15 protein-coding genes are annotated in these 22635 nt (G+C 41.4%); all 15 read right to left on the reverse strand.

The window, feature by feature from the left end; translation table 11 throughout:
• Nucleotides 1-222, reverse strand: a 222-nt coding sequence (locus KDN35_RS11070; RefSeq protein ID WP_481752771.1) for an SRA domain-containing endonuclease, incomplete at its 3' end; no start/stop codon positions are given.
• A 293-nt stretch (nucleotides 223-515) separates the two neighbouring features.
• On the reverse strand, nucleotides 516-908 hold the full coding sequence (locus tag KDN35_RS11075; RefSeq protein ID WP_212132725.1) for a VOC family protein: 393 nt from the start codon (nucleotides 906-908) through the stop codon (nucleotides 516-518).
• A 364-nt stretch (nucleotides 909-1272) separates the two neighbouring features.
• Nucleotides 1273-1662 carry a hypothetical protein gene (locus tag KDN35_RS20240; RefSeq protein WP_481752772.1) on the reverse strand — a complete coding sequence of 130 codons (390 nt, stop codon included), beginning with the start codon at nucleotides 1660-1662 and terminating at the stop codon, nucleotides 1273-1275.
• Between the two features lie 93 nt (nucleotides 1663-1755).
• Nucleotides 1756-2553 carry a phosphoadenosine phosphosulfate reductase domain-containing protein gene (locus KDN35_RS11080; protein WP_249179046.1) on the reverse strand — a complete coding sequence of 266 codons (798 nt, stop codon included), beginning with the start codon at nucleotides 2551-2553 and terminating at the stop codon, nucleotides 1756-1758.
• 14 nt (nucleotides 2554-2567) lie between these two features.
• Nucleotides 2568-5942, reverse strand: coding sequence for a hypothetical protein (locus tag KDN35_RS11085; RefSeq protein WP_212132726.1), 3375 nt, complete (start codon nucleotides 5940-5942; stop codon nucleotides 2568-2570).
• Complete coding sequence (locus tag KDN35_RS11090) at nucleotides 5943-6818, reverse strand: DUF4007 family protein (RefSeq protein ID WP_212132727.1); 876 nt, start codon at nucleotides 6816-6818, stop codon at nucleotides 5943-5945.
• Between the two features lie 19 nt (nucleotides 6819-6837).
• Nucleotides 6838-11847 (reverse strand): FtsK/SpoIIIE domain-containing protein, encoded by a 5010-nt coding sequence (locus KDN35_RS11095; RefSeq protein ID WP_212132728.1) that lies wholly within the window; start codon nucleotides 11845-11847, stop codon nucleotides 6838-6840.
• Nucleotides 11840-13441, reverse strand: coding sequence for a hypothetical protein (locus tag KDN35_RS11100; protein WP_212132729.1), 1602 nt, complete (start codon nucleotides 13439-13441; stop codon nucleotides 11840-11842). Before KDN35_RS11100 ends, KDN35_RS11095 begins: the two co-directional genes overlap by 8 nt.
• Nucleotides 13442-13471: 30 nt before the next feature.
• Nucleotides 13472-15145 (reverse strand): hypothetical protein, encoded by a 1674-nt coding sequence (locus tag KDN35_RS11105; protein ID WP_212132730.1) that lies wholly within the window; start codon nucleotides 15143-15145, stop codon nucleotides 13472-13474.
• A gap of 1159 nt (nucleotides 15146-16304) precedes the next feature.
• Nucleotides 16305-16994, reverse strand: coding sequence for a glycosyltransferase family 2 protein (locus KDN35_RS11110; protein ID WP_171564469.1), 690 nt, complete (start codon nucleotides 16992-16994; stop codon nucleotides 16305-16307).
• A complete protein-coding gene (locus KDN35_RS11115) occupies nucleotides 16960-18435 on the reverse strand; it encodes an alkaline phosphatase family protein (RefSeq protein WP_171564470.1) in 1476 nt (491 codons plus the stop codon). Before KDN35_RS11115 ends, KDN35_RS11110 begins: the two co-directional genes overlap by 35 nt.
• Nucleotides 18432-19379, reverse strand: a complete 948-nt coding sequence (locus KDN35_RS11120) for an NAD-dependent epimerase/dehydratase family protein (RefSeq protein WP_212132731.1) — start codon at nucleotides 19377-19379, stop codon at nucleotides 18432-18434. Before KDN35_RS11120 ends, KDN35_RS11115 begins: the two co-directional genes overlap by 4 nt.
• Nucleotides 19376-20302, reverse strand: a complete 927-nt coding sequence (locus tag KDN35_RS11125; RefSeq protein WP_212132732.1) for an FTR1 family iron permease — start codon at nucleotides 20300-20302, stop codon at nucleotides 19376-19378. The genes KDN35_RS11120 and KDN35_RS11125 overlap by 4 nt, the downstream gene beginning before the upstream one ends.
• Nucleotides 20303-20307: 5 nt before the next feature.
• A complete protein-coding gene (locus tag KDN35_RS11130) occupies nucleotides 20308-21849 on the reverse strand; it encodes a glycosyltransferase family 39 protein (protein WP_212132733.1) in 1542 nt (513 codons plus the stop codon).
• Nucleotides 21850-21852: 3 nt separating this feature from the next.
• The gene (locus tag KDN35_RS11135; protein WP_249179047.1) at nucleotides 21853-22617 is read right to left on the reverse strand and encodes a hypothetical protein; all 765 of its coding nucleotides are present in this window, start codon (nucleotides 22615-22617) and stop codon (nucleotides 21853-21855) included.
• Nucleotides 22618-22635: the final 18 nt, after the last annotated feature.

Raw genomic sequence — 22635 nt, forward strand, 5'->3', positions numbered from 1 at the left:
ACCGGTATAGAGGAATATGCCATTTTCTGTCCAGCCATCTTTGTAGCCATATTCTTCTCCTCTGTCCCCTGTGAAGATCATGATAAAAGGGTGTTTCGAAGGTGTTGATATCCCACCGTATCGTTGGCCGCCATACATGTCATGCAAATCACGTCGACGATACTCTTTACCTGTCTTGAAAACGTCTACCATTTTACTTTGGGACTTATCTCGTAAATTCATCGCAGTCACTCCACAAAAAACGACATGATCTAGTAAAATTTTACACCAATAGTTTCAATAATAGTAGATCATTGGCCCCAACAATTCAATATCACTAGCATGTACGTACGTAAATCAGGGTGTTTCACATAAAAACTACTTGGGATAACCTCCTACTTTAGGATCACAAATCATCTCCCTCACCATTTCTGGCCGCCCGCAACTGTAAACAAAAAAACATCAGGGATTTCTCTGATTCCAAAGAGAATTACCCTGATGTTTCTGCTCTTGTCCGAATCGGTCAAATCGATGAGCTACTTTTCTTCGCCGACGTAGTTGGCAATCTCGATCAAATTCTGGTCGGGATCGCGCAGGTAGACAGAGAGGATCGGCCCTGTCGCTCCCGTCCGTCGCACCGGTCCTTCAACGATCTGCCCGCCGTGCGACACAATGTGGCGGATCACCTCGTCAAGCGGCGTCTCGGTGATAAAGCACACATCGGCTGACCCCGGGGTCGGGTGCAGCGCTTTCGGTTCAAACTCCTTGCCCGCCTCATGCAGATTGATTTTCTGCTGCCCGAACTGCAGCGCCTTCCTGCCGTTGCCAAACGTGACCTCTTCCATTCCCAATATTGTCGTGTAAAAACGGACCGTCGCATCGATATCCTTGACGGTCAAGACAAAATGGTCCAGCCGGTCAATCTTCATTTGTTCCGCCTCCTGTCAAACTCTCACGTTTTTCCAGGGTGAGAAAAGGATGATGGTGGAGTTCGCCTGCTTCTTGCCGACATAGCCACCGTCTATTAGCCAGCTTGGCTCGTCTGACTATTTTCGAAGGGGGTATATTTGAGTTTCTCATTCTAGTGAACCTAGATCAATTATTATCCTGCAGTTTCGTTATTCGACACAAAAATAGTGTAGACCTTGTGCCTTTGACACTTTGTCTACACCATGAACTCTTGAATATCTCAAGGGTAATTTGTTTCTTAATACCATTACACCAGATGTTGTAGTTATATCAGTTTACTGTGTTCTAGCACTATATTCACAGAATTTCGCTTGAAAGCGTTAATTAATGTAAATAATAAACGCTCTTTCCAATACAATATATAAGTGTAGCCCTGGTTAATGGCTCCAAGGTTATTTTATCAATAAAAGTCTCAGTTACATAAGGATTATAGTACGCCTTTTTCCACGGCAGGTCATTTCCTATTTCTTCCTTACAACAAACTGTACCTCGAATGAAAGCATGAACATTTTTTCTTCGTTCTTTGAGTACTCTTTCACGTCCTTTAGGATAGACAATAAACGTAGCAGAATTTAAAAATATATCATTAACATAGGCAATAACTCTTCTTGTGGTAGCATCCCGCACGGAAACACATTGTTTCGGGATATGATACGCGATAAGCACAGTTTTCCCACTCAATGAACAGCTATCAATTAAATATGGAACAGACATACTGATCAGCACTCCATACTTATTAATACTAATCAGTATGCTTTAACAGATGGTTTTTATACCTAATTTATATTTATTTTTAACTAACAAAATTTACACTGTGCATACGCATGGTACAGTATCTTCCTCTTGGCAAAGGTATTTATCTACTCCTTCACGTTCCAATAACTCACGGAATTGCCTTAATGTGAATGGTCCTCCATTTCGTTTGAGGATTGATACGTCCTTATTAAAAGTCTGTCGAAAACGTTCCTCCATCTCTTCCTGTTCATAAAATACATCAGGCCAAATCTTGTAAAGTTGAGCATAATGCCTAAATCCCCCTCGGACGCATCGCCCACCACAATTGGCATGCGCAAATCCTAATTTATACATTTCCGGTAAACGAATTCCCCACTCCTCCTCGATGATTTGCTTAACATTTACTTCTTCCTTAAAAGTTGTAATCAATGGGAAACGGGTTTCAACAGGTTCCAATGGGTAATGTTCATAAAATTGCTTTAAATTTTCCGCTCGATGTTGTTCATGGCGACCAATCCCAAAGTAAAGGATTGGTTCTAGTCCATGATCAGAACGCAGTTCTTCTATAAATATTACTGTTTGTCGCACTTTTAATTCTTCAGAGCACTTTGCCAATCGGGAATTACCCATATATCGGTAATCATAGAATACTTCCTCTGGAGTTCTACCATCCGTTCGGTACGTAATTTCTAATCCAATATAGTCTGCAACTTCGTGCATAAAACGATAATTATCTTCATGTTCCCATAAGGTATTCGTAAAGAACAGAATGCAGTTTTCTTTCCCAAACGTTTGAACCATATGGTATGCAACGAAGGCCGAAGAGGCACCCCCACTGAACATTGAGACGTGTACAGGTTTTCTCTTCATTAGTACTTACTCCTTTAGATTTCTTGTAATAGTTTCCATAAAAGATATTTTAATTCTTGCTCTGTTATATCGCGTCCAGCGTACTTTAACATATTTTTAATATTTGCATACAAAAGCTGTGACTTCTTGGATAGCTCTATAGGGTGCATAGTGCCTATGTACGCTGCCGCCTGTTCAAGCAAAAATTCGTTTTTAGCCCGTCCGGTCCGTATCGTTAAAAGCTCCCACTCATGCTTAAATTGTTTTAAAAACATTGATTGAGTAGTATCAGACCATTCGCTTCGATGAACACCTACTAAATGTTCCGCAATCTCATCAATCCCCCGATCCTTTGCTCTCTCAATCGACAAAGTAACAAGTTTGCTGTTCATCTCTACCGAATCAATCACTGTTTTCCCAATAGCATCTAATAGCATTTCAAAAGACTGATAGCCTGTCATCTCCAGTAGAGTTTGGGTTAACTCCAAGCGATTCGTTTCCATAAATGTTTCAATTTCGCTTTTTATTGCATCCAAACGATCTTGCAAATCCATTAATTGTTCAATAAGACGGAAAGGATCGATTTCTCCAGCTCGAATGATTGATTTAAATTGAATCGCATCTTCAGACATCTGGTTAGTCACTTGTGTAAATTTTGGTAAGGAACGTAACCATTTTACCATTATATCTGCTACAACAGTGAGGTGATTGGATTCCTTATCAATTTCAAATAAATGTCCAATGCTTTCTAGCACACTTCGATGTTCGGGTCTAATCTCAATAAAAATGTATTCGTAGTCTTCAGCGCGCTCGAACATTTCGAAGATAACTTCTCCTCTTAAATGAGGAACATGCATACCGTAAGAATAAAAGATTAGTTGATCCCAATAATCTCTTAACAATGCAACGCACAACAAAGGGATGATCGGTTTCCTAATACCGAACGGAGAATCAGAGAACAATTGTACAACTTTGTTTAAACGCCCCTTTGGATTTTGTTTTAAATACTGAATTAGACAGTTTCGAAGTTTCTCTAATGAAAGCGAAGTGAATTGAATGATGCCATCCGTACTTACCTTATAACCATGGTTTTTTAAAACACTAGTGTAAATCAAATAGTTAGGCCCGAATCCTTCAATAGCAAGGTTCGGCTCATAAGGGCAGGAAATCAACCTATTTACCACATCTATTGCCGCTCTCTTTTGAACATGCGTGATTTGGTTACGGTTAAACGACTCATTTCGTATTTCAGGTGTATCTGGGTAAAGTTCAAACATTAATTCTGAAACAAAATGTTCCAAATGTGCTTGCGAATGCACATAGATTTTTTCTTGGTTCTTCCACCACCTCAACGTTTCATCAAATTGTTGATAACGTCGAGAAAACTTGCGTATAAAATGAACAGTCTCCTGCATCAGATGAGTGAGTTCGAATCGAACTCGATTATCTTCTGCTGAGAGAGATGGGTCTTGTAGCATTTTCTCTAACGCTTCATAACGATAAAGAAATTGCTCAATGTCGCGTATTGTAAAGTTTGGAACACAAAATATTCCTTTCAAAGGCATAGTAGTACTATCTTTTAATTTTTCCTGTATGGCCTCTTTCTGTTCTAAATGATCTAACAAGATGTAATATATGTACCCATCAGCATTAGATTGACTATCTTGTTTGATACTACCGTTAAGCAATTCTGTAGCCCAAATCCAGCAAACCCGAGCGTAACGGGTCATACTTTTTTCATCATTATATTCTTGTGCCAATACATATCGATTTTCTAGAACATGTTCTAAAATTTCACCTTTTTTCTTACTACTCATGGCACAAGTTTGAATTCGTTGATTGATGAGTGATTCTAAATCAAGTGAACTACCTTCTACAAGTTCCCACTGGCCTAGTATTTTATTAAATCTAACGACTTTTAATCTAACCATTTCGTTCAAGACTTTTTCTATTTCGGAAAACTCGATTCCTAAAGCATAGGCCATAAATTCAGTTGTTAATGACTGCTTGGATCTCGCGTTTACGATATTCCAAAGTGTCATAAGCTTCAAAATACGATGCATTACTATATTCGTATCAGAAGTAACAGAAACGAGTTTATTGTACAGTGCAACTTCAGGTATTGGACCGCCACTTTCTCCTTGAAAAAAATACAAGAATAGCTTGTCAGCAAAGTAATAACCTTGATCGGTATTAATGTGATGAAGTAAAGAATAAGGGTCTCTACTTTCAAAGAATGAGAACATCGTCCGTTCATTCTGTCCCAAAACATGTGAAAGTAATGGAAGTAAAAAAACAGAAACCGGGTGCAATGGATACATGTTACAAATAACATGCTGTTCAACTTGATAAGGAGACATTTCTGGAAACAGCGAATACTGTAGCGTATTTCTTACGATTTCTTCAACGAGTGCTGTATCAACATCTTCTTTATTGATAGTTGCAATGGCCTGTTGTGCTAGTCGTAAAAAAGTAGCAGAATCTGTCTCTACCGGATATATTCGAAATCGTTTTTCAACCTTCTCAAACTCAGCTTGAATCCATTCACTATGCGCGAGAGAATAATATCGTATGTTTTTATGTCCAATAAACACAACATGAAAGTTATCTCGACTGTTGGCCAGTTCAGCCATCTCTTGTAAATCTTGCATTGTATCTAACACACGAGAATTAGAAATTGACTGTAGTAAACGTCCAAATTCGTCATAGACAATAAACAGCCCAAGTCCTCTATCTCGTAATTCATCTAATAAATGCTGTAGATGTTCAACCATAGGACCGTCAAAATCGCTAACAAAAACGGCCCCTGCGCTTAGTTCAGAGTAGATTACTTTAAAACCTTCGATCAATTTTTCGTCATATCGCTGTATAGCATAAAGCCAATCATTTACAGAGTAACCCAAACTAGATACATATTGACAAAAACGATTATAGGTTACAGGAAATTCTTTTTCCCACTTTTGAATGACACGTTGAATAGTCCTGACCTCGCTGAAAACATTGATTTCGATTTGGTGCTCTCGTAATGCTTTCATTATGGCCGATAGTATAGCTTGTTTAAAATTCCCTCTATTTCCACTAAGAATAACAGGTATGTAGCGAACCTTAGTCTTCGCTTTTAACCATTGACATAGTTCTGGATCAATTGATTGAGCTTGTTCTATTAATCGATTACTATTTTCGTGAGACAACCCTCCAATAAGCCAATTGATAAGCAGAACTGATAACAAGGATTTTCCGGTACCATAAGGGCCTATCACAAAATGAGAATGCATTCCGTTTTCAGTTTGCAAGCCTTCAATTATTCCCCGAAAAATTTGGGAATGGGAAGGTGTTAGGATATAGTAGTCAACTAAATTTGGATTTTGGAGATCTAATTGCAAATGAATGCTTGATTTGAAGGTCTTCACTTACAGCGTCACTCTCCTCTGGTACGCCATTTCCAAGAAGTTATATCTATCAATTGAAGGGATATGAAGCTCATAAATCTGATTTGTTCTTACAAACTTGATTTCATAGAAATCGTCCGCTTCCATTTGTTCGATAACTTGTAACATTTGATTAATCGACAAATTAAATATTTTTCCCCACAAACCACTTCTAAGTTGCAATTCATCCAGCGTGACACTGAATGAATTCGATTTAAAACACCAGTCTAGTAACAAAAAATACAATGCATCTAAACCGATCCGTTCTAATTTTGGTTGACTTTTCATCCACACACCACGATGTTCTTCTATAAGCCCCAAAGACGACAATGGACTTGCGATAACCTCTTCTGGATCGGCAAACTGGACTGTCCCAATAGTATAAACTTGTTTTATGCATTCAATATCGCGTCGAATGGAACTGTCTGAAACCGGGCGTCTAGAAATCATCGACGCCCAGTTTCTCAATTGTTCTTGAAGTTCTTGTGTTGTACTTGTTCCCATAGAGAATTCATTAAAAAACCAATACCAACTTGTAGCCAAATCCTTTCGAGAAATTAAAAAATAATGTAGCAAAGCCCGCGTTAGAGGTAATCGTATAAAACGGTCATACTTATAAAATAGCTGCCCAAATTCTGTTAATTCGTGTATAACATATTTGCTTGAAACCTTATTTTCTCTAATAATGTTTGTTGCTAATGCCCAAAATTTCAGTGACTTAAACATGTTGCGGCCTAAGCCTATTTTTTCGAAACCAAAATCATCAAAGAAAAAGCGTGGGTCTTGATTAACCATCTTCGCTGCTTTTGATAACCAGTTTACACGAAGGTGAAAACTTTGATGCTGACCAAATCCCATCGTCTCGACAGCCTTTCTCTTATGTTGTCAATGTCTTTGAACTAAAATGTTGCAATAACGCTCGTTTAACAGTAGTTGTTAGGAAGGGACTTTTACCACGCAACACTTGCCCTGATGTTATTTTTGCTAAAAAATCACCTTTACCACCTAATTTCTCCGCCCCTTCTTCATCCAAAATTACTCCCGATGCATTGTGATCTGCCATTTTTAGAGCTAATCGTGCGCCAAAGTTATTGCGAATGTTGGTTGGTATAATATCCGCCTTTGGATTCTGGGTACAAACAAGGAGATGAATACCAGCTGCACGCGCTTTATTGCCAAGACGTTCAATAGCATTTTCTACTCTCTTCTTTAAGGCAGCGTCTTGTAACATAAAATCAGCGAACTCATCAAAAATCACGATCATACGTGGTAAAGAACTATTTGTTGCTTCAATATATTGATCGATACTTGTAACATATTCGTTTTTAAACATTTCATAGCGCTGTTCCATCTCTTGAACTACTTGCTCCAACATATCTACTGCTTCCCTTAAGTCAGTTAAAACCGCTCTTGTATGAGCACATCTTTCAAATATGCTAAATTCTACTTTTTTGGGGTCAATAAATATAAATCTTACATTTTCTTGGGTATACAAACACATAATAGATAGAATTATAGAGTTGATCGTAACACTCTTTCCGCTACCTGTTTGGCCTCCAATTAATAGATGTGCCGTCTCAGAGTTCGCGAAGTCAAAATAAATTATGTCATTAAGAGGACCAACACCCAAAGGTGCAACCATGCGACCTGATAATCTAACTTTTTCTAAAGTAAACTGCTCTCGAACCAAGGCCATAAACTTTTCAAAATAGATAGTTTGTGGCTTTTCGCGATTAATATCAATGTTTAATCCTCTATTATTTATAAAAATATGTGGACTGGAGTTTAATTGCAGCCACAATTGGACATCGTCGGCCTTATGTTTGATTTTATTCACGGACAAATTACTCGGGATGTCCACAAGCATTCGAATAACACTCGAACCAATAATTGTCTCTCGTACACGAATCGGTATTCCATTCGCATCAAAATTGACTCGCAATTTTTTGGCGTAACGTTCAGCAAGTTCTGCTATATTATCCTCCTCATCATCGTATGTTAGCTGCAAGTTCTGTAACGCAGATTGTTCAGGATACAATGCTACTTCATTCATCTCTGTTAACTCAATCTCATCTTGTAAGGTCTCAACAGCTTCTTCTTTTGTTACAGCTACCAGATCGAATACTGACGTATTATCTTCTTTTAAAATCACATCTTGATCAACTTTATCTCTACCAAATTCATTATTTTGTTCTTGTAGCTCTAGATATTCAGGCACGACATTTTCTTGCTTAGCCCCCAAAGCTCTCAAAATGTATGAACGATTGTATATATTCGTTACTGTGTCTTCCGCTTGCTGTTCAGAAACCTTTCCATCAATCATACTGGTAGCAAACGGATAATCCACTAAATTTGAAGTATACACATAGATATCAATCGAACCTGAAACAGTAGTATGAATTCGTTCCAAAGGTAATTGTTGTAACGTCTTTAATAAATGTGCATCGGAAACAGAGTAGGTACTCAGCTCGACCAAATATCGAACCAATTCTTTGCGCCAATATTCAGCACTAATTCTTAGCTCAGACAAATTAACCAGGCGCTTGTATTGTTCATTACCGGCCTTAATTTGCTTAATTGCATCATAACGTTCCTTATCTAATAGCGTATGGTTAATAAATTTAATCTCAATTAGCTCAAATTGAATTGAAATACCATTTTCGGATGGGTAAATATTGATTCGAATAACATCTGGACGCCGTTGATTTTTTTGGAACCAGGGTAATTCATCGCAAAGTGCCCAAACCTGTAAACCATTGTCATTTTCTGCACGTGCCTCACAAGCCAGGTACAACCCTAAAAGTTCATGTGCGAATTTACCCGGACCGATAGCTTTCATGACAACGCCACCAGAAATGTCCTTTACCCGATCAATGGCTCGAATTATAATGTCCCGTTCAATATCCTGATTCTTTAATAACGCAACATATTTATGGTACAAACGATCATAGTAATCGTGATCGTTCGTTTGATTAGCTAGTTTTCGAATGTATTTGGAAGACGAGAGGATCGATTTATATCTTCTTTGTTTACCTGCTCCTGATTTGTATCTGATAATTTGCGCCTTAGATGAGACTTTCCTAAGCAACGACTTATCCATAAACCGATCAATTATCAAAGACCAATTAGCTTTTCCGTGAATATAATTAATCAGATACATATCTTCCTGACTAGATATAGAAACGATACTTTTCAGAAGATAATCCTCATTCGCAGGTAAAATTTGTTGTGTATGCAATGTATATTGCAACTTATAAAATTGTTGCATCACCTCAGGCAACTGCTCACTGACAATAGCTAATCGCTTAACAGCTTCCTCTTTTTTCAATGGTTCTTGACAGATAGTACCAAACCAATTATCAGTAGTCTGTACGGAAACCTTTTCAAATTTGTACTGTATGTTATTGCTTTGACCAAAATAGTTAAGCAAAATTGCAATGTCAACATCACTCATCGCACCATTAATAGCTTCGGTAATCTTGTTAACATTTTGTTCTCCTATCACTTGGATTTCCAGTAATGGAATTTTACTATCGGAAACAATAAATTCTTCACGCAGTGCCATCCATCCATTTAGGTATTGATGAAATTTTGCAGCTTCCCTATCACTATGAACAAGAATCTTCATTTTCCGAACATCTGTTTGCTTAAATATAAGCTCTACAGCATGCGTTACGTACTCGGGATGGGGACAATATAAGAATAATATGTCCAAACAATCTTTCGCATATGGATATACTTCTAAGTAGTTTTTTACACAAGCTACCAATTCATCTGCCATCGCATCCATTAAATATTCCGTATCTTCGCTATGTCCGTTTAAAATAAACGTCCCTTCTCCACACAATTCTTGTTGTTCAAGTAGAAAAGCATCATAACCTTCGGCGGTAAAATACTGAGGTGCGAGAGCAGAGTTCTTCTCAAATACATATTGTAAGTACTCATTTAATTCTTCCACGCTTATAGATTGAGCAAAATTTGGATCCTTCCACTTTAGTAACTCTTCTTGTATAAAGGTTAGCCGTTTTACAAAACTAAGAAGTCGTATTGGATTGAGTAATGTTAATACTCGTTTTATTGGTTTACCAACTTGTCCCTTTTTACAAGTAAATGTATCAATGCTTCCTAAACATCCGATGTATTGAAAAATATGTCGTGATAGCAATACAGAATGGTTCACGCGTAAAAGAAGATGATATAGTTCTCTCTCTAATTCGTTTATAGAAATCGAACCTAATCCATTTTCCAATGACTCCCGTATCCAGTTATTAAAACGATTAATAAAGTTAACAAAATCTTGGATATCGTCTTGCTTTATTTCGCCTGTTGTAACATATTCTTTTACTTGTTCTTGTACTGAAACCGCGAGATCAATGGTTTCGGCCTGTTCATCCGCATAAGTTTTTATGTACGGAACAAATCCGTTTTCTTGAAAGATTTGAATTAGGGAACGGAGTTCACTTCGCTTAGAATTTACCCATTTATACCTTCTTATGTTTCTTTCGTCCCCAATAATCAAAGAGAGTTCAAATTGGACACCATCATCTTTGGATCTTGCATCTCTTTCCTCGAGTTGGTTCAAATGTTCCGAGTTAAGTTTAATAAGAGGAATATATCGTGTAATATTTTTCAGATAAAACTTTAATAAATCTTTACTCCCCTTTGGTACATCACCAATAATGGTTAATTCAAAACACCAGTTATCAGATGTGCTTTCAGAAAGATTCTCTTCTAATAGTGAAAAACTTTCGCAAATCAATCCTTGTAACCAGTCTGTATAAACATGCGGATTTCGAACTTTCTCTATAAAACGGGTTAACTTTTTCTGCAAAGCTGGTGCTGTATTTAGCTCTTCAGAAAACTCCTCCATGAATGTCTGAATTGACTCTATTTGTTCTTCACTCTTGATGTCTTCAATGACTTCTTGAACCAATTGTTTCTGTGATTCATTTAGATTTAGCTGTTCGGTAAATTCAGCAACTTCAGCATCAAGCTTTTTCTTTCTTGCTTTGAATGTGAACAGCTTACTTACAAAATCATATTCATAAGACAATAATTCATTACTTTGTCGGTGTATAAAGCTTAATGCTTGATCACGAAGAGTTTCTGGAGTTGCCTTTTCCCAAATATCATCATTGAAATTATTACTTTGTTCCGCTTCCAAAAATTCGTAAACGCGGTCAATTAATTTGTCTGTATCTAACTCTCTCCCTTCTTGCTGTAACCGAGACAAATAGTAATTTTTTTTGAGTCGCCCTAAAGAAGATTTTTGGATTGTAAGTCTGGTATCAACAAATAATTGCAATTTGGGTAGATTGCTTTGAATACGATCAATAATCGATTTAGACTTCTCGTCCGAAATAATTGAATAAGTAAATGCCAGCACGTGTTGAAGCTGAGGATCAGCTACTTGTTTATATAACTCAAAAAAGTCAATGAGTTTCTCGGCTTCTTGAGGATAAATTTCATACTGTTGAACTAAAAGTTCCATCAGAACTTCTAATCCCTCTTTACTGAGTAAACGTGCTTCGTCGATGGAAAAGATGTTCTCGAGGCTTTGAGCTTCAGTAGACATATCATTTAGAATAAGTAACAGAGCTTGCTGATGTTTAGTGTTGTTTCTCAACCATGTGGTCGTTTCGTGTTGCTTACATGCAAAATGAGAGAATTGTTCAATTTGAGATATGGTGCGGATAATTGGTTGATAAAATTTCCTTAGATCATCCTCCCTTTTTTCCATCCAATACAATAAACCGTGAACTGCAGATGGATGTATTCCTGTTATTTTGATAAATAGTTTATCTGCATTATTTTGCTTTTGTTTTTGAAAGTATTTAATTATAAGCTCTGTGGTCCACTGTCCTAATAATTGGTACATGTCAAGCATATCCTACTTCCTCCATCCGTTTTACTGGAGAATATGGGTTTCGAATCATAGCAGTAGCATCGGAATATTCCACTAATAAGCCATTGCGACGCAGTTTCTCACGCAGGGCTTTCTCGTTTTCCTGAAAGTATCGGACATTTAGTCTTGACCTTTCGTATAATCCGCTTTGACGAGCTTGAACTTCCCCAATTACAACTCCAAATCGTTGGTAGATTTGATCCAAAAAAGCGTGAAATTCCATTTTGTTACCTGGCCCAACCATAGTAAAAACAAGTGATTGAATAAACGTATCTGAAATTGTATATCTATAATTCACTCCTGAGCCCCTGCGATATGTTGCAAGCCCACCATCTCTAGTTAAAACTCTTGTAATATTTAGCTGATCCTTTTTTAATCTGTTTGAAACAACATCTTTAACTACATCGTATAGGCGGCCGTACAGATCATTTTCCGAATCGCACGATTTTAGAACTGATTCAATCACTTTTTTTGCAGTCCTAAGCTTGTCCAAACCAAGGCGCTTGAAAAACGCATCAGTATCGTTTTTCCATTCAATTAATTTTTCGTTTACTGAATCTGTATTACCAATAGCTTCCCGATACTTTCTTTCAAATTCCTTTTCAAACCGCTTCTTAATAAGGTTTTCATGCTCTTTAAATGTCTGAGCAGATAACTGGGTCACATGTGTATTAAGTCCATCTAAACAATCAAAGAAATAAAGCAAATTATTATCTCCAACGTCTTGGGCTCTTACATGCATATATCTTGTCAACTGAAAACACACAAGGCTTACTAGCAACCGGAATAATTCATAAATTTCTACATCGTTCTGAAGCAATAGAGCTAATTCATCGGCGAAATCTTTAAATATTGGCATCCTCGTATCTGGAAGGTACGGAACATTCTCTTCGTTTTGAATACTTGACCTAAGTTTGGAGAATTTATCATCCACATGACCTTCTTTTTCTCCTAATGAACTTTGAATACTTTCCACTACACGATAGATCATTTTGTTTTTATTCAAAAGTTCTCGAAATCTTTCCTCAATGAACCGACGTTGTCCATCATTCTCTTCGGTTCCATATGCAAGCATTAAAAAATATAATTCTCCACCACGAGCAAAAAAGTTTCGTTCAATCATCATTTGTGAAGACTCTTTTTTTCGAAGCTCAAAAAACAATAATGACTCATGAAGCGGATACAATGTCCGAGCATACCATGATCGATCTGCTTCTTCACCGTTCAAATTATAAAGCTCTACTTCTAAACTTCTTAAGAACTTTCGGAGAACAGTTAAATTATTCTCATCAGGAAACGTCTCTTTTAACTTTTCAAGTTCCGCATCCTGTAGTGTGACAATGTCACGAACGCTGCCCTCCTTTACTCCTTGAAAGATAAATTTTCGCAAACTTACCGATTTACGTTGTTTATACTCAATGGCATCAAAATTATAGTCCGTTCCATAAAGTACATTTAAAAACTCGAGAACATATTCTGGTCCCCTTTGTCCCTCCTTAAACCGGTGCCCCCATATATGGGCGGAAAGTTGCGAAGTAAATTTATCAATAGAATGATTTGATTGGTTAAGCCCCATTGATTCCCCTCCCAAATAAAAATTCTAGTATTACGGTAAGTCGATTATATGGGGTACAAATTCACCTGTTTCGTTATTCAAAGCAAGAACTGTCAATTGATATTCATCTACGTCACTGTTCTTAATTAACTCGTTTTTAAACGTATTAATTAAGATTTCAACATCTTGTTTTAATGTGACAAATAGGCCACCGTTTGCTATTCGAAGCAAATACTCGAAAACCGGTAATTGAACTTCTAGATTGCAGCCGTTCACCTGTAAAATGAACTTAGATGGCAGAAAATCTATGTCGTCACGTCCCTTCATTTCTATTATTTTTAACGATGAAAGTGAAATAGCTTGATGAATCATTAGATGTTCATTGACCACTAGTAATTGGGTTTCCCTTTTGGAAACCAACCTTTTAGAAAATATTCGATTCAATCCGGTAATAAGATCTTTTCTAATATTGTATTGCGTTTGTTTATCATTCAAAGCTTTTAGATAACGATAGAAGTACCGATAAGGTATTAATAACTCACGCGTATCATTAACTTGCGGACCAATTTCAAAGAAATACTTCCTACGAAATCGAGGCATGTAATTAAATAAAAATTTTTGTTCATCCTCCCGATGATGAGTACGATACAAATTAATATGTTTTTTATAAAAACCAAATAGCATGTCTAAGTCATTATTAAATATTTGACTATGTAAACTTTCGATTTGTTCATCCCCACTCATATCTCCGTTTAAAATAAAATCATCAACAATGGAAACGGAGGTGTTACCGGGATCAAAATAACGAAAATGACGAATTGCACCCAATTCACCTGAGCTAACATCCGGCATATGTAACCCATAAAAGTTTTCGTAATAGACATAATTAGCGAGGACCTCTAAATTCTTATAAGATGCATTTAATATATCTTGGCAGGTCAGTCCTCCCGTCAAAACATAACTTATATGAATCAATATCTCTCGCATGGTCACGTGGATTCCCAGACAATCCAACAGTCGGTATTGCTCAACTAAGCGCTCTTTAATCTGATCAACTGAAGTCCGAACGTGATTTAGATAAATGATACATTGTGTTTGCTTTGGACATTTTTTACAAGCATTCCAATTCTCATTTTTATTCCATTCGTCTAATATTCTTTTTGCATAAATGGATGATGTTACATCTTGAAGATTAATTAAATGTAATTGGTCATCATTATGTTCATGTGATGAAAAACGATTAGATACCATTCGACTCAGCTGTTGCAGTTCTGGATGACTTATTAAAGATTTCGTTAACTTCCCCTCATTGGCAGCAATTAAGTAATACACTCGATTTGAGTGATCGCTTAATACTTGATCCTGAAGAGAGTGCAACTCTTTAAAAATGATGTCTTCCTTTAATTCCGATAAATCTTTAACGATGCGTATGCAACCATTTTCATAAGGAACATCAACTATTCCACACTCGGGCCATTCAGTCAGAGTTTGACCAGAAAACGTTTCGTAAACAGTACGACATAGACGTGTTTTTCCGTCACCGGCATTTCCAGTCAAAATTAGACTTCTTGGATTTTTATCAAACAACTTAATGATAAAATCTTCAATATTAGTTTTAATTTTAAATTGAAAAGAGGCCTTTGAATCTGTATATTCATCATAGATCTTAGCGTGATTGGGAGATAAGACATTATACTGATCTAAATAGGTTACAAATTCATTCATTTTCACTATACCCCCGTCAACTACTAACTTGCCCTAAACACCTCATGCCATTACACCCAAATGTACAGAAATCACCAATATAGTCTATTGCAATTTACTTTTTTATATAACGTAACAATTGAGACTTTTTTCCTACACCATAAATACCATATATTTCGATGAATATCCAGACTGTAAATCATCAAATTCAACAATATTCATTCTATTTATCTTGTGCATATTTCTCTGTGTAAGTAACTTATTTTTGTGGAATCGTTAAAAAAAGGATAATGATTTCAACCACTTCAAGTCCTAGTAAACATTCTCTAGGACTTGAATGATTAAAACCTATTTTTGAAAATCCTCTAGTGCTTGAAACAAAGTTAGGTCCAATGCTCCTACAGGTGTATCACCTATCTCAAAAAACTGTTTTTGCGAAAACTAGTATGCATATAGTCACGCTGTAACCACGAAAAAAGAAACCATATCGCATATATTTTCGGCTTTAAGCAGCTCAGTTGCTATAGAAGTTAGGTACCTTTTGTTCCCTCTTTACATTACACATGTGAACTCCCTCGTCTACATGGCAATTAGGAAGTTTGTTTACAATTTGAAACCCCATAAAATGAGGCACAACTTAGTACGTGGCCAAGACAGCTTCTACGGCTTTTTGTTTCATTTTGCGTTCCAACTTCTGCAGGAACATCCCCAAAACTCAGTTGCTGCATATGGCCCCTCCAATATGGTGGGGAGGGCCCTGGACTAGCGGAGGCGGTTGCTGTGATCAGAACGGCTGGTCATGTGCTGTTGGCAGCGTGTCACCGTTTACTGTGTTCTACAAGCCAACGGGATCGTTTTCGTAAATACTTTATCGATACTCAATTGTGACGGTCGTACGGTTAACTTCACGTTGCGGCTGGCGAATTTGCGCTTTTTCTTTGGAGTATGTCAAACTTCATAACGATTTTTTTGCGGTCACGCTGGATGTTCATAAAGGGGGTAACCATTTTCCCTCACAATTCCTTATGAACAGCATAAACTGGCTTGCGCTGATATGACGGATTACCATGATGCGGCAACCGCTCAACCGTCCCCTGGTTAATCCCGGGGTTTTTTGTTAAATGATCGACAACAGCAAAAAACCCTTGATTTCTCAAGGGTTTGACGAGCGACAAGTTTGCTATTGCCTTCTCCATTCGCGCCAGATCGCAGGGAATACGTTGGTCACATACCCTTTGAAGGTGATAAATGACTCCCCGGTCTGACGGACTTTATAGGGGATATCCACTTCACGCAAGCGGTATCCCTTACGCAAAATATTCATCGTCATCACTTGGGCGTAATTGTAATCGTGAATGATCTCCAGGTCCCTAAGGACTGATCGGGAAAAGGCGCGAAAGCCTGTCTGTCCGTCCGTGATCCATTGACGCAAAAGGATGACCTGCAATGCGGTGAAAAAATAGTTTCCCAGCCTCCTGTGCAGCTTCATGCCTTTGACCCGTCGCATGAAGCGGGAGGCCAATACATAGTCTGCCTGGCCGTCAAGAATCGGGGCAACCACACGCGGGATATGGTCCGCCGGGTACTCGTCGTCCGCATCGATCATCACTGCCAAATCCGCGCCCAATTCATAGGCTTTCTTCAGACCTGCTCGTACCGCTGCACCCAATCCCCGATTGGTGGAAAAGCGAAGGATGTGCTCTACTCCTGCTGCCTTGGCCACTTCCTCTGTCCGATCCGTCGAGCCATCGTTTACCACCAACACTTCCACCTGGACATCATGCTGAAAATGTCTGGGTACCTTGCCGATCACACGGGCAATCGATTCTTCCTCGTTAAATGCGGGGATGACGATGATCAGTTTTTTCATGCTGTGTTCCACCATCCTGTACAAACGCTTCGTGTAATACTGGTCCTCTCGCATGGTCTGGAATCGGGACACCCAAGAGCGCGCTGATCGTGGCAGCGACAGATACGATGCTGCGGAACTCGTTTACTCGTTGTCCCTGCTTGATCATGGGACCATGCATCATGAAAGGAACGAATCGCTCTCCTTCATCGAGATGCCCATGTCCGCCAATCCCGTTTCCTTGTCCGTGGTCAGCCATGACAATAAACGCCGTATCATCCAAAAGCCCGCGCTCTCCCAGCCAGGAGTGGAAGTCTGCGATTAACTTGTCCGCTTCGTGAATCTTTTGCAGATATTCGGGGTAATGCACCCCCCGGCTGTGCCCCGTTTGATCGACGGCAATCATCTGGACGATAAACAGATCCGGTTGTTCTCGTTCATAGATCACTTTTGCCTGATTCATAATCTTGTAGTCAACGATATCGTTGTGAGAAACAGCCGTGAAACTCTCCACGTCATCGCCGAAGGCATCAATCAGATGGGCGCAGCCGAACAGAATGCCTTTTTTCCCTTGCTTCTTCAACACATCGAAAATACTCTCCACCTTCACCCCAAGGCTCCACACCATGTTGGATCGGATACCGTGCTCCCGTGGATACGTACCTGTGAACATGGAGGAGAAGCATGTCACGGTCCGGGCTGGATAGATCGTCTCCATCGTCTCATAAACTGTACCTTCCCGCATGAGTTGATGAAGGAATGGCGCATCCGCCTGATACAGCTTGTCCTTTCGGCAACCGTCAATCACCACGATCACCACTCGCTTGGCCAGGGGTTTTTCAGGAAGCTCATTTGGCGTGACATAATGCGGATACTCCTTGGGCTTCCAGTTAAACAGGAAACGATGAACCAGGTACGCGTAAACGGCCAATATGATCGTGAAAACGAGTACCTTTCCTCCCGTTCCTCCCCCCGGTTCCGCCTGATAAAGCGCCGTAAACAGGATCAATTGCAGGGTGAATTTCGGTACCTGCTCCAGTACATTGCCGCTCGTCGAATCACTGTTGATCAAAAAGAGCCGCCATATCCGCAAAAAGTTCCACCAGGTGGTCCCGATCCGCAGGTGATAATAAAGCGTTCCCCAGAAAAAGACCGTAAAAAACACGTACATACCAAGCGCAAACCAGATGAGATTCCCATCCATTACACCAAACAGGATGCCGCCCGCAAGCAGGGGAACCAACAAAAACCAGCGCAGATGAAGCGGAAAATCAAACAAATAATACACCACAAAAACAGGCAGCATGTATACAAAAGCATGGAAAAAGGACGCTGCCTGCAGATCCGTCGCGTGGTACATCAAAAAAACGCCAAGCACAAACACGGGCGTGAATGTCTTGCCTTCGTTCAAGACATTCCAGCATCGTGCCATGACAACCTCGATTGCGGAAGCCTTCTTCATCTCTTCACTCCTTCCTCCCAAAACCAGTCAGCAAACAACCGGATTCCCTCTGAAAGCGATACCTGTGCCCGAAATTCCAGCTCCTGCTCGGCACGGGTCGTGTCAGCCCACGTGAGCGGCACATCGCCAGCAGGAAGGTCTCTCCACTCAATCACGGCACGTTTGCCTATTGCCTTCTCCAGTTCTGCCACCAGTTTCTCCAACGGAACCACGCACCCATTCCCCAGGTTATAGGTTCGATTCACAGCTTGGGGACGAAAGCAGGCGCGGACAATGCCGTCGGCAATATCTGACACATAGGTGTAGTCTCGTCCCATTGCGCCCCGGTACAAGGTAATCGGTTCTCCATTCATCATCTTCATGACAAATTTCCAGAGAGCCATGTCCGGTCGTTGCTCGGGGCCGTACACCGTAAACGGGCGAACGATCGTCACAGGCAGATGATACAGCCTCTGATAGGTGCGGCAGTACATCTCGGCCGCTGCCTTCGCTGCGGCATAAGGCGAGACAGGTCGCAGCTCATCATCCTCCCGGCAAGGACGATTGACAGCCGGTCCGTATACGGAGGAAGAGGAAGCAAAGACAAACCGGGATACTCCGAACTGAGCAGCCAGGGAAAGCACATGAACCGACCCCTTCACATCCACGTCCACGTACTTGGCAGGATGGACAAGCGACGGTTGAACCCCCGGCATGGCAGCGAGGTGAATCACGCGATCAGGCTGAAAAAAATGAAATACCTTTTCCAACTCCGAAAAGGTAAGGATATCGACATGGCGCCATTGCACATGCGGCAACTTCAACAGCTTGTTCAGGCGCTCCTTTTTCCATTTGGGATCATAGTAGGGGTCGAGTGAATCCACGATGAGAACCTGATGATCGTGAAGTTTTTCCACGACATGGGAGCCGATAAAACCGGCTCCCCCTGTAATTAATATCTTCATGCTTTTACTTCCTTTGTCTGTACAGTCTGTTCACGTGTCTTCCCTTGCGGCAGTTCAGGTTTGTGCTCTCCGCGACCGCGCAGCAGCAAATACAATACCAGGAAATATCCCCAATAAATCAAGAACTCTTCGAGCGAAGGTGAGGACGAGTACCCGAACAGCGCCTTCAGGAAAATACCGACCTGCCCGGAAATGAGCGGTTCTTGACCGTGATCCCGGATGTAATGTTCTTCATCGATGGGATGCTCCGGCATAAACCACGTCAGATCATACAATTGCGGCGCCACAGAGCCGATGACATGCATGTCCTGAAGGATGGAAAACCCCTGGACGAATAATCCTGCGGCGATCAAAACGATAAATACACCCGTAATCTTGAAGAACGTCTTGAGCTGAATCCGCATCGTACCTTTGAAAAAGAAGTAGGTCACGACAGCAGCCAGAAGGATACCGGCAAATGAACCCCATGTCTGCATGGCTTTGCCGATGTCTCCGCCCGTAATCGCGGCGAAGAAAAAGACGGTCTCCACACCTTCGCGAAGAACGACGAGAAAAGCGTGAACCACCATGCCGACGACATTACCGGTGGTAATAAACTGGCTGTATTTTCCCTGCAACTTGCCGGAGACTTCCTTGGATTGCTCCGCCATCCAGAACACCATTTGGGTCAGCAAAACTCCGGAAACGAGCATGATCCCTGCTTTCATATAGTTCTGGGAACCCATTGAGGCGAACCCGTCCAGCACGACCTGGAAGAGCAGTGCCATCCCCAAAGAGGCAACAATCGCGAGCGATGCGCCGAGCCAGACGTGCTTGACGTACTCCGGATGATGTACCCGCTTCAGATACGAGGTAATAATTCCGACGATTAACAATGCCTCCAGCGCTTCTCGAAAGGTAATCAAAAATGCTTGCAATTCCACCCCGTTCACCTCCGCATGCTGTCATGAACCTGCTGCTGCCCGGTCTTGATCAGTCTGATCCACTCTTGTCTTTTATCCTGACGAACTTCGTACAAGACGATGTCATGGTACGTGGGATAGAGCCACTCATTTCCCCGAAATCGGGCTGCTTCCTTCACATATTCCTTCAGCTGTTCATTGTGAAATCCGTCCAATACACGATCTGTCAAATAAACATGATCGGGCAGCACGGAATACGAAAGGATGGAGGCCTGAAAATCGGACCACTTCCTGAGCCGGACAGTTGTAACAGAAGGATAAAGGTAACGTATGACGCGTTCTTCTTCATACGTATAAATGATACTCGATTCACCACGATCAGCTTGTGCCACATAATGGGCGAGTTGTGCCATTGGCGAATCCGTCACCGGCTGCTCACGGACCTGGATGACACCCACGGCAGCCGTACTTGCGGCCAGTGCTGTCAACAAGATGGGGGAGAACCGCCTCCACTGCTGCAAGCCCCAGACAATGCCCCAGATCAATGGAATCATCAATGGCAGGATATGACGAGGCTTCTCGACATTCTGGGCAAAAAAGGCCCAGAGGAGATAGGGAACGATCCACAGGAAAAGCAACACGATGTGTTCCTTGTTCCCTGTTTGTAACCAGCGCGTCTTTCCTGCCGCTATTCCACCCCCCGTGATTCCCGCACAAACAAGAATCAGGATGAGACAGCTGAACCATGAGTTCTGCTCGTTCCACGGCGCACCCAGCCCGGCGGCAAACCACTGCCGCCCAATCCAATAGAGAAGTCGCTCTCCCGCATCGCTTCCTGTGTACGCTCCTCCCCAATCGGAAAAATGACCTTCTGTGAATGCTGCTGCCAACCTCCAGAAACCTGTGAGGCTTCCCACATTCAGCACCAATCCGTACAGCCACAAAAGATTGACCAATAATGAAGAAACGATTGCACTGACAACATCGCCGTACCGCCGGGTATCCCTGCCGTACACGTACAATGCCCAGGCAAACACGGCTCCCAATGGCAGGTACGAGATCCTCACGCCGTACAATAAGCCCAGCAGGATTCCCGAGAACACCAGTACCAGTGCCCGCTTTTTCTCCGCCAAACCAGGGTCAACCACGACCAATGAGGCAGCTACGAGCCAGACAGCCAGCAAATTGCCGAAGCTGTCCGAAAGCGGTTGGGTTCCCAAGACCATACCAAGCGGGTTTACTGCCCAAAGAACCGCCACCCAGACAGCTGTCCGCTGATGGCTGCACCGCTTGACAATCGAATACAGCGGGAACACTGTGCAAGCGTTCGCAAGAGCAGATAAAAGGGACAGCGCCAAAAACGGATTCGCGATCAAACGCGCGAAGCCAATGGCAACCAACATGTATACCGGATAGCCGGGAAAATGCGGCTGCATCAGCGACAGATCGTAATTGTCCACGCCAAGGGCGAAGTCAACATCATCCCAGCCAGCCGGTCCATGTGCCAGAAATGGCAGGCGGATCACAAAGGCCAAGCACGCGATTCCAAACGGAAGCAGGACATTCATCTCTTATGTGCGCCGTTTTTGCATCGTGCGAACAACGATAAACAAGATCACGAGCACGATCAGGACAAGCGGCAGCCAATTCTTTAGATTGTCTGTTATGGTGGAGGTATCGTTCCCCACTTCATTTCCCGGACCTTGCCCAGGTGTGAAATGCCCCACTTTCAATTCAGGCATGTTGAAAAATGTCTGAAGGCTTTGCAAGATCTCATCCTTGTGAGTGATGAACGCCTGCTGATCCGGTTCCTTCACGCCAACCCCGAACAGCCCGGGATTCCCCAACGCCTGCAGTGTCAGATCAAAACTTTCCCGTACTTTCTGATCCAATGCCGCATCTTTTCCCTTGATGACAGGGGAAAGGGCATCATAGGTAGCCAACGCTTTGGCAAGCAGCAGTTTGCTCTGCTGATAGTTGGCGAATTCCTTCTCCGCGCTTTCCAGGCGCCTTGCAACGTTTAACACAAGCGTCTTCTGGTACGCACTGATTGCAGCCTGTTTATCCTGCGCCAGCAACGCTTGCGTGATCGCCTGACTCGGCTCCGGCCCCATGTGCATGTCCAGTTCCTGTTTGATGCTCTCAAAGGTCTTGGAAGCTCCTGCGTAGTCAGCCGGCGTTTGATTCAGTTTTGCCACGACTTGTTTGTAGTTCTCCGCCACAGCCTCTTCGTTTGGATTGCCGTATGAATACGCGAACGCCGCATGCGGCACAAGCGTAAACACCGCCAATAACAAAGCAAAGAGGGAGGACATGAACTTACGTGCATAAGACATTACCCAGCCCCCCTGCAA

The sequence above is a fragment of the Brevibacillus sp. NL20B1 genome (assembly GCF_018195675.1).
In the GTDB taxonomy this organism is placed as follows: Bacteria; Bacillota; Bacilli; order Brevibacillales; family Brevibacillaceae; genus Brevibacillus; species Brevibacillus aydinogluensis.

Excerpts from the sequence above, each read along its gene's own strand:
- KDN35_RS11075 (WP_212132725.1), bottom strand. The coding sequence starts at position 908 with ATGAAGATTGACCGGCTGGACCATTTTGTCTTGACCGTCAAGGATATC.
- KDN35_RS20240 (WP_481752772.1), bottom strand. The coding sequence starts at position 1,662 with ATGTCTGTTCCATATTTAATTGATAGCTGTTCATTGAGTGGGAAAACT.
- KDN35_RS11080 (WP_249179046.1), bottom strand. The coding sequence starts at position 2,553 with ATGAAGAGAAAACCTGTACACGTCTCAATGTTCAGTGGGGGTGCCTCT.
- KDN35_RS11090 (WP_212132727.1), bottom strand. The coding sequence starts at position 6,818 with ATGGGATTTGGTCAGCATCAAAGTTTTCACCTTCGTGTAAACTGGTTA.
- KDN35_RS11095 (WP_212132728.1), bottom strand. The coding sequence starts at position 11,847 with ATGCTTGACATGTACCAATTATTAGGACAGTGGACCACAGAGCTTATA.
- KDN35_RS11100 (WP_212132729.1), bottom strand. The coding sequence starts at position 13,441 with ATGGGGCTTAACCAATCAAATCATTCTATTGATAAATTTACTTCGCAA.
- KDN35_RS11105 (WP_212132730.1), bottom strand. The coding sequence starts at position 15,145 with ATGAATGAATTTGTAACCTATTTAGATCAGTATAATGTCTTATCTCCC.
- KDN35_RS11110 (WP_171564469.1), bottom strand. The coding sequence starts at position 16,994 with ATGAAAAAACTGATCATCGTCATCCCCGCATTTAACGAGGAAGAATCG.
- KDN35_RS11115 (WP_171564470.1), bottom strand. The coding sequence starts at position 18,435 with ATGAAGAAGGCTTCCGCAATCGAGGTTGTCATGGCACGATGCTGGAAT.
- KDN35_RS11120 (WP_212132731.1), bottom strand. The coding sequence starts at position 19,379 with ATGAAGATATTAATTACAGGGGGAGCCGGTTTTATCGGCTCCCATGTC.
- KDN35_RS11130 (WP_212132733.1), bottom strand. The coding sequence starts at position 21,849 with ATGAATGTCCTGCTTCCGTTTGGAATCGCGTGCTTGGCCTTTGTGATC.
- KDN35_RS11135 (WP_249179047.1), bottom strand. The coding sequence starts at position 22,617 with ATGTCTTATGCACGTAAGTTCATGTCCTCCCTCTTTGCTTTGTTATTG.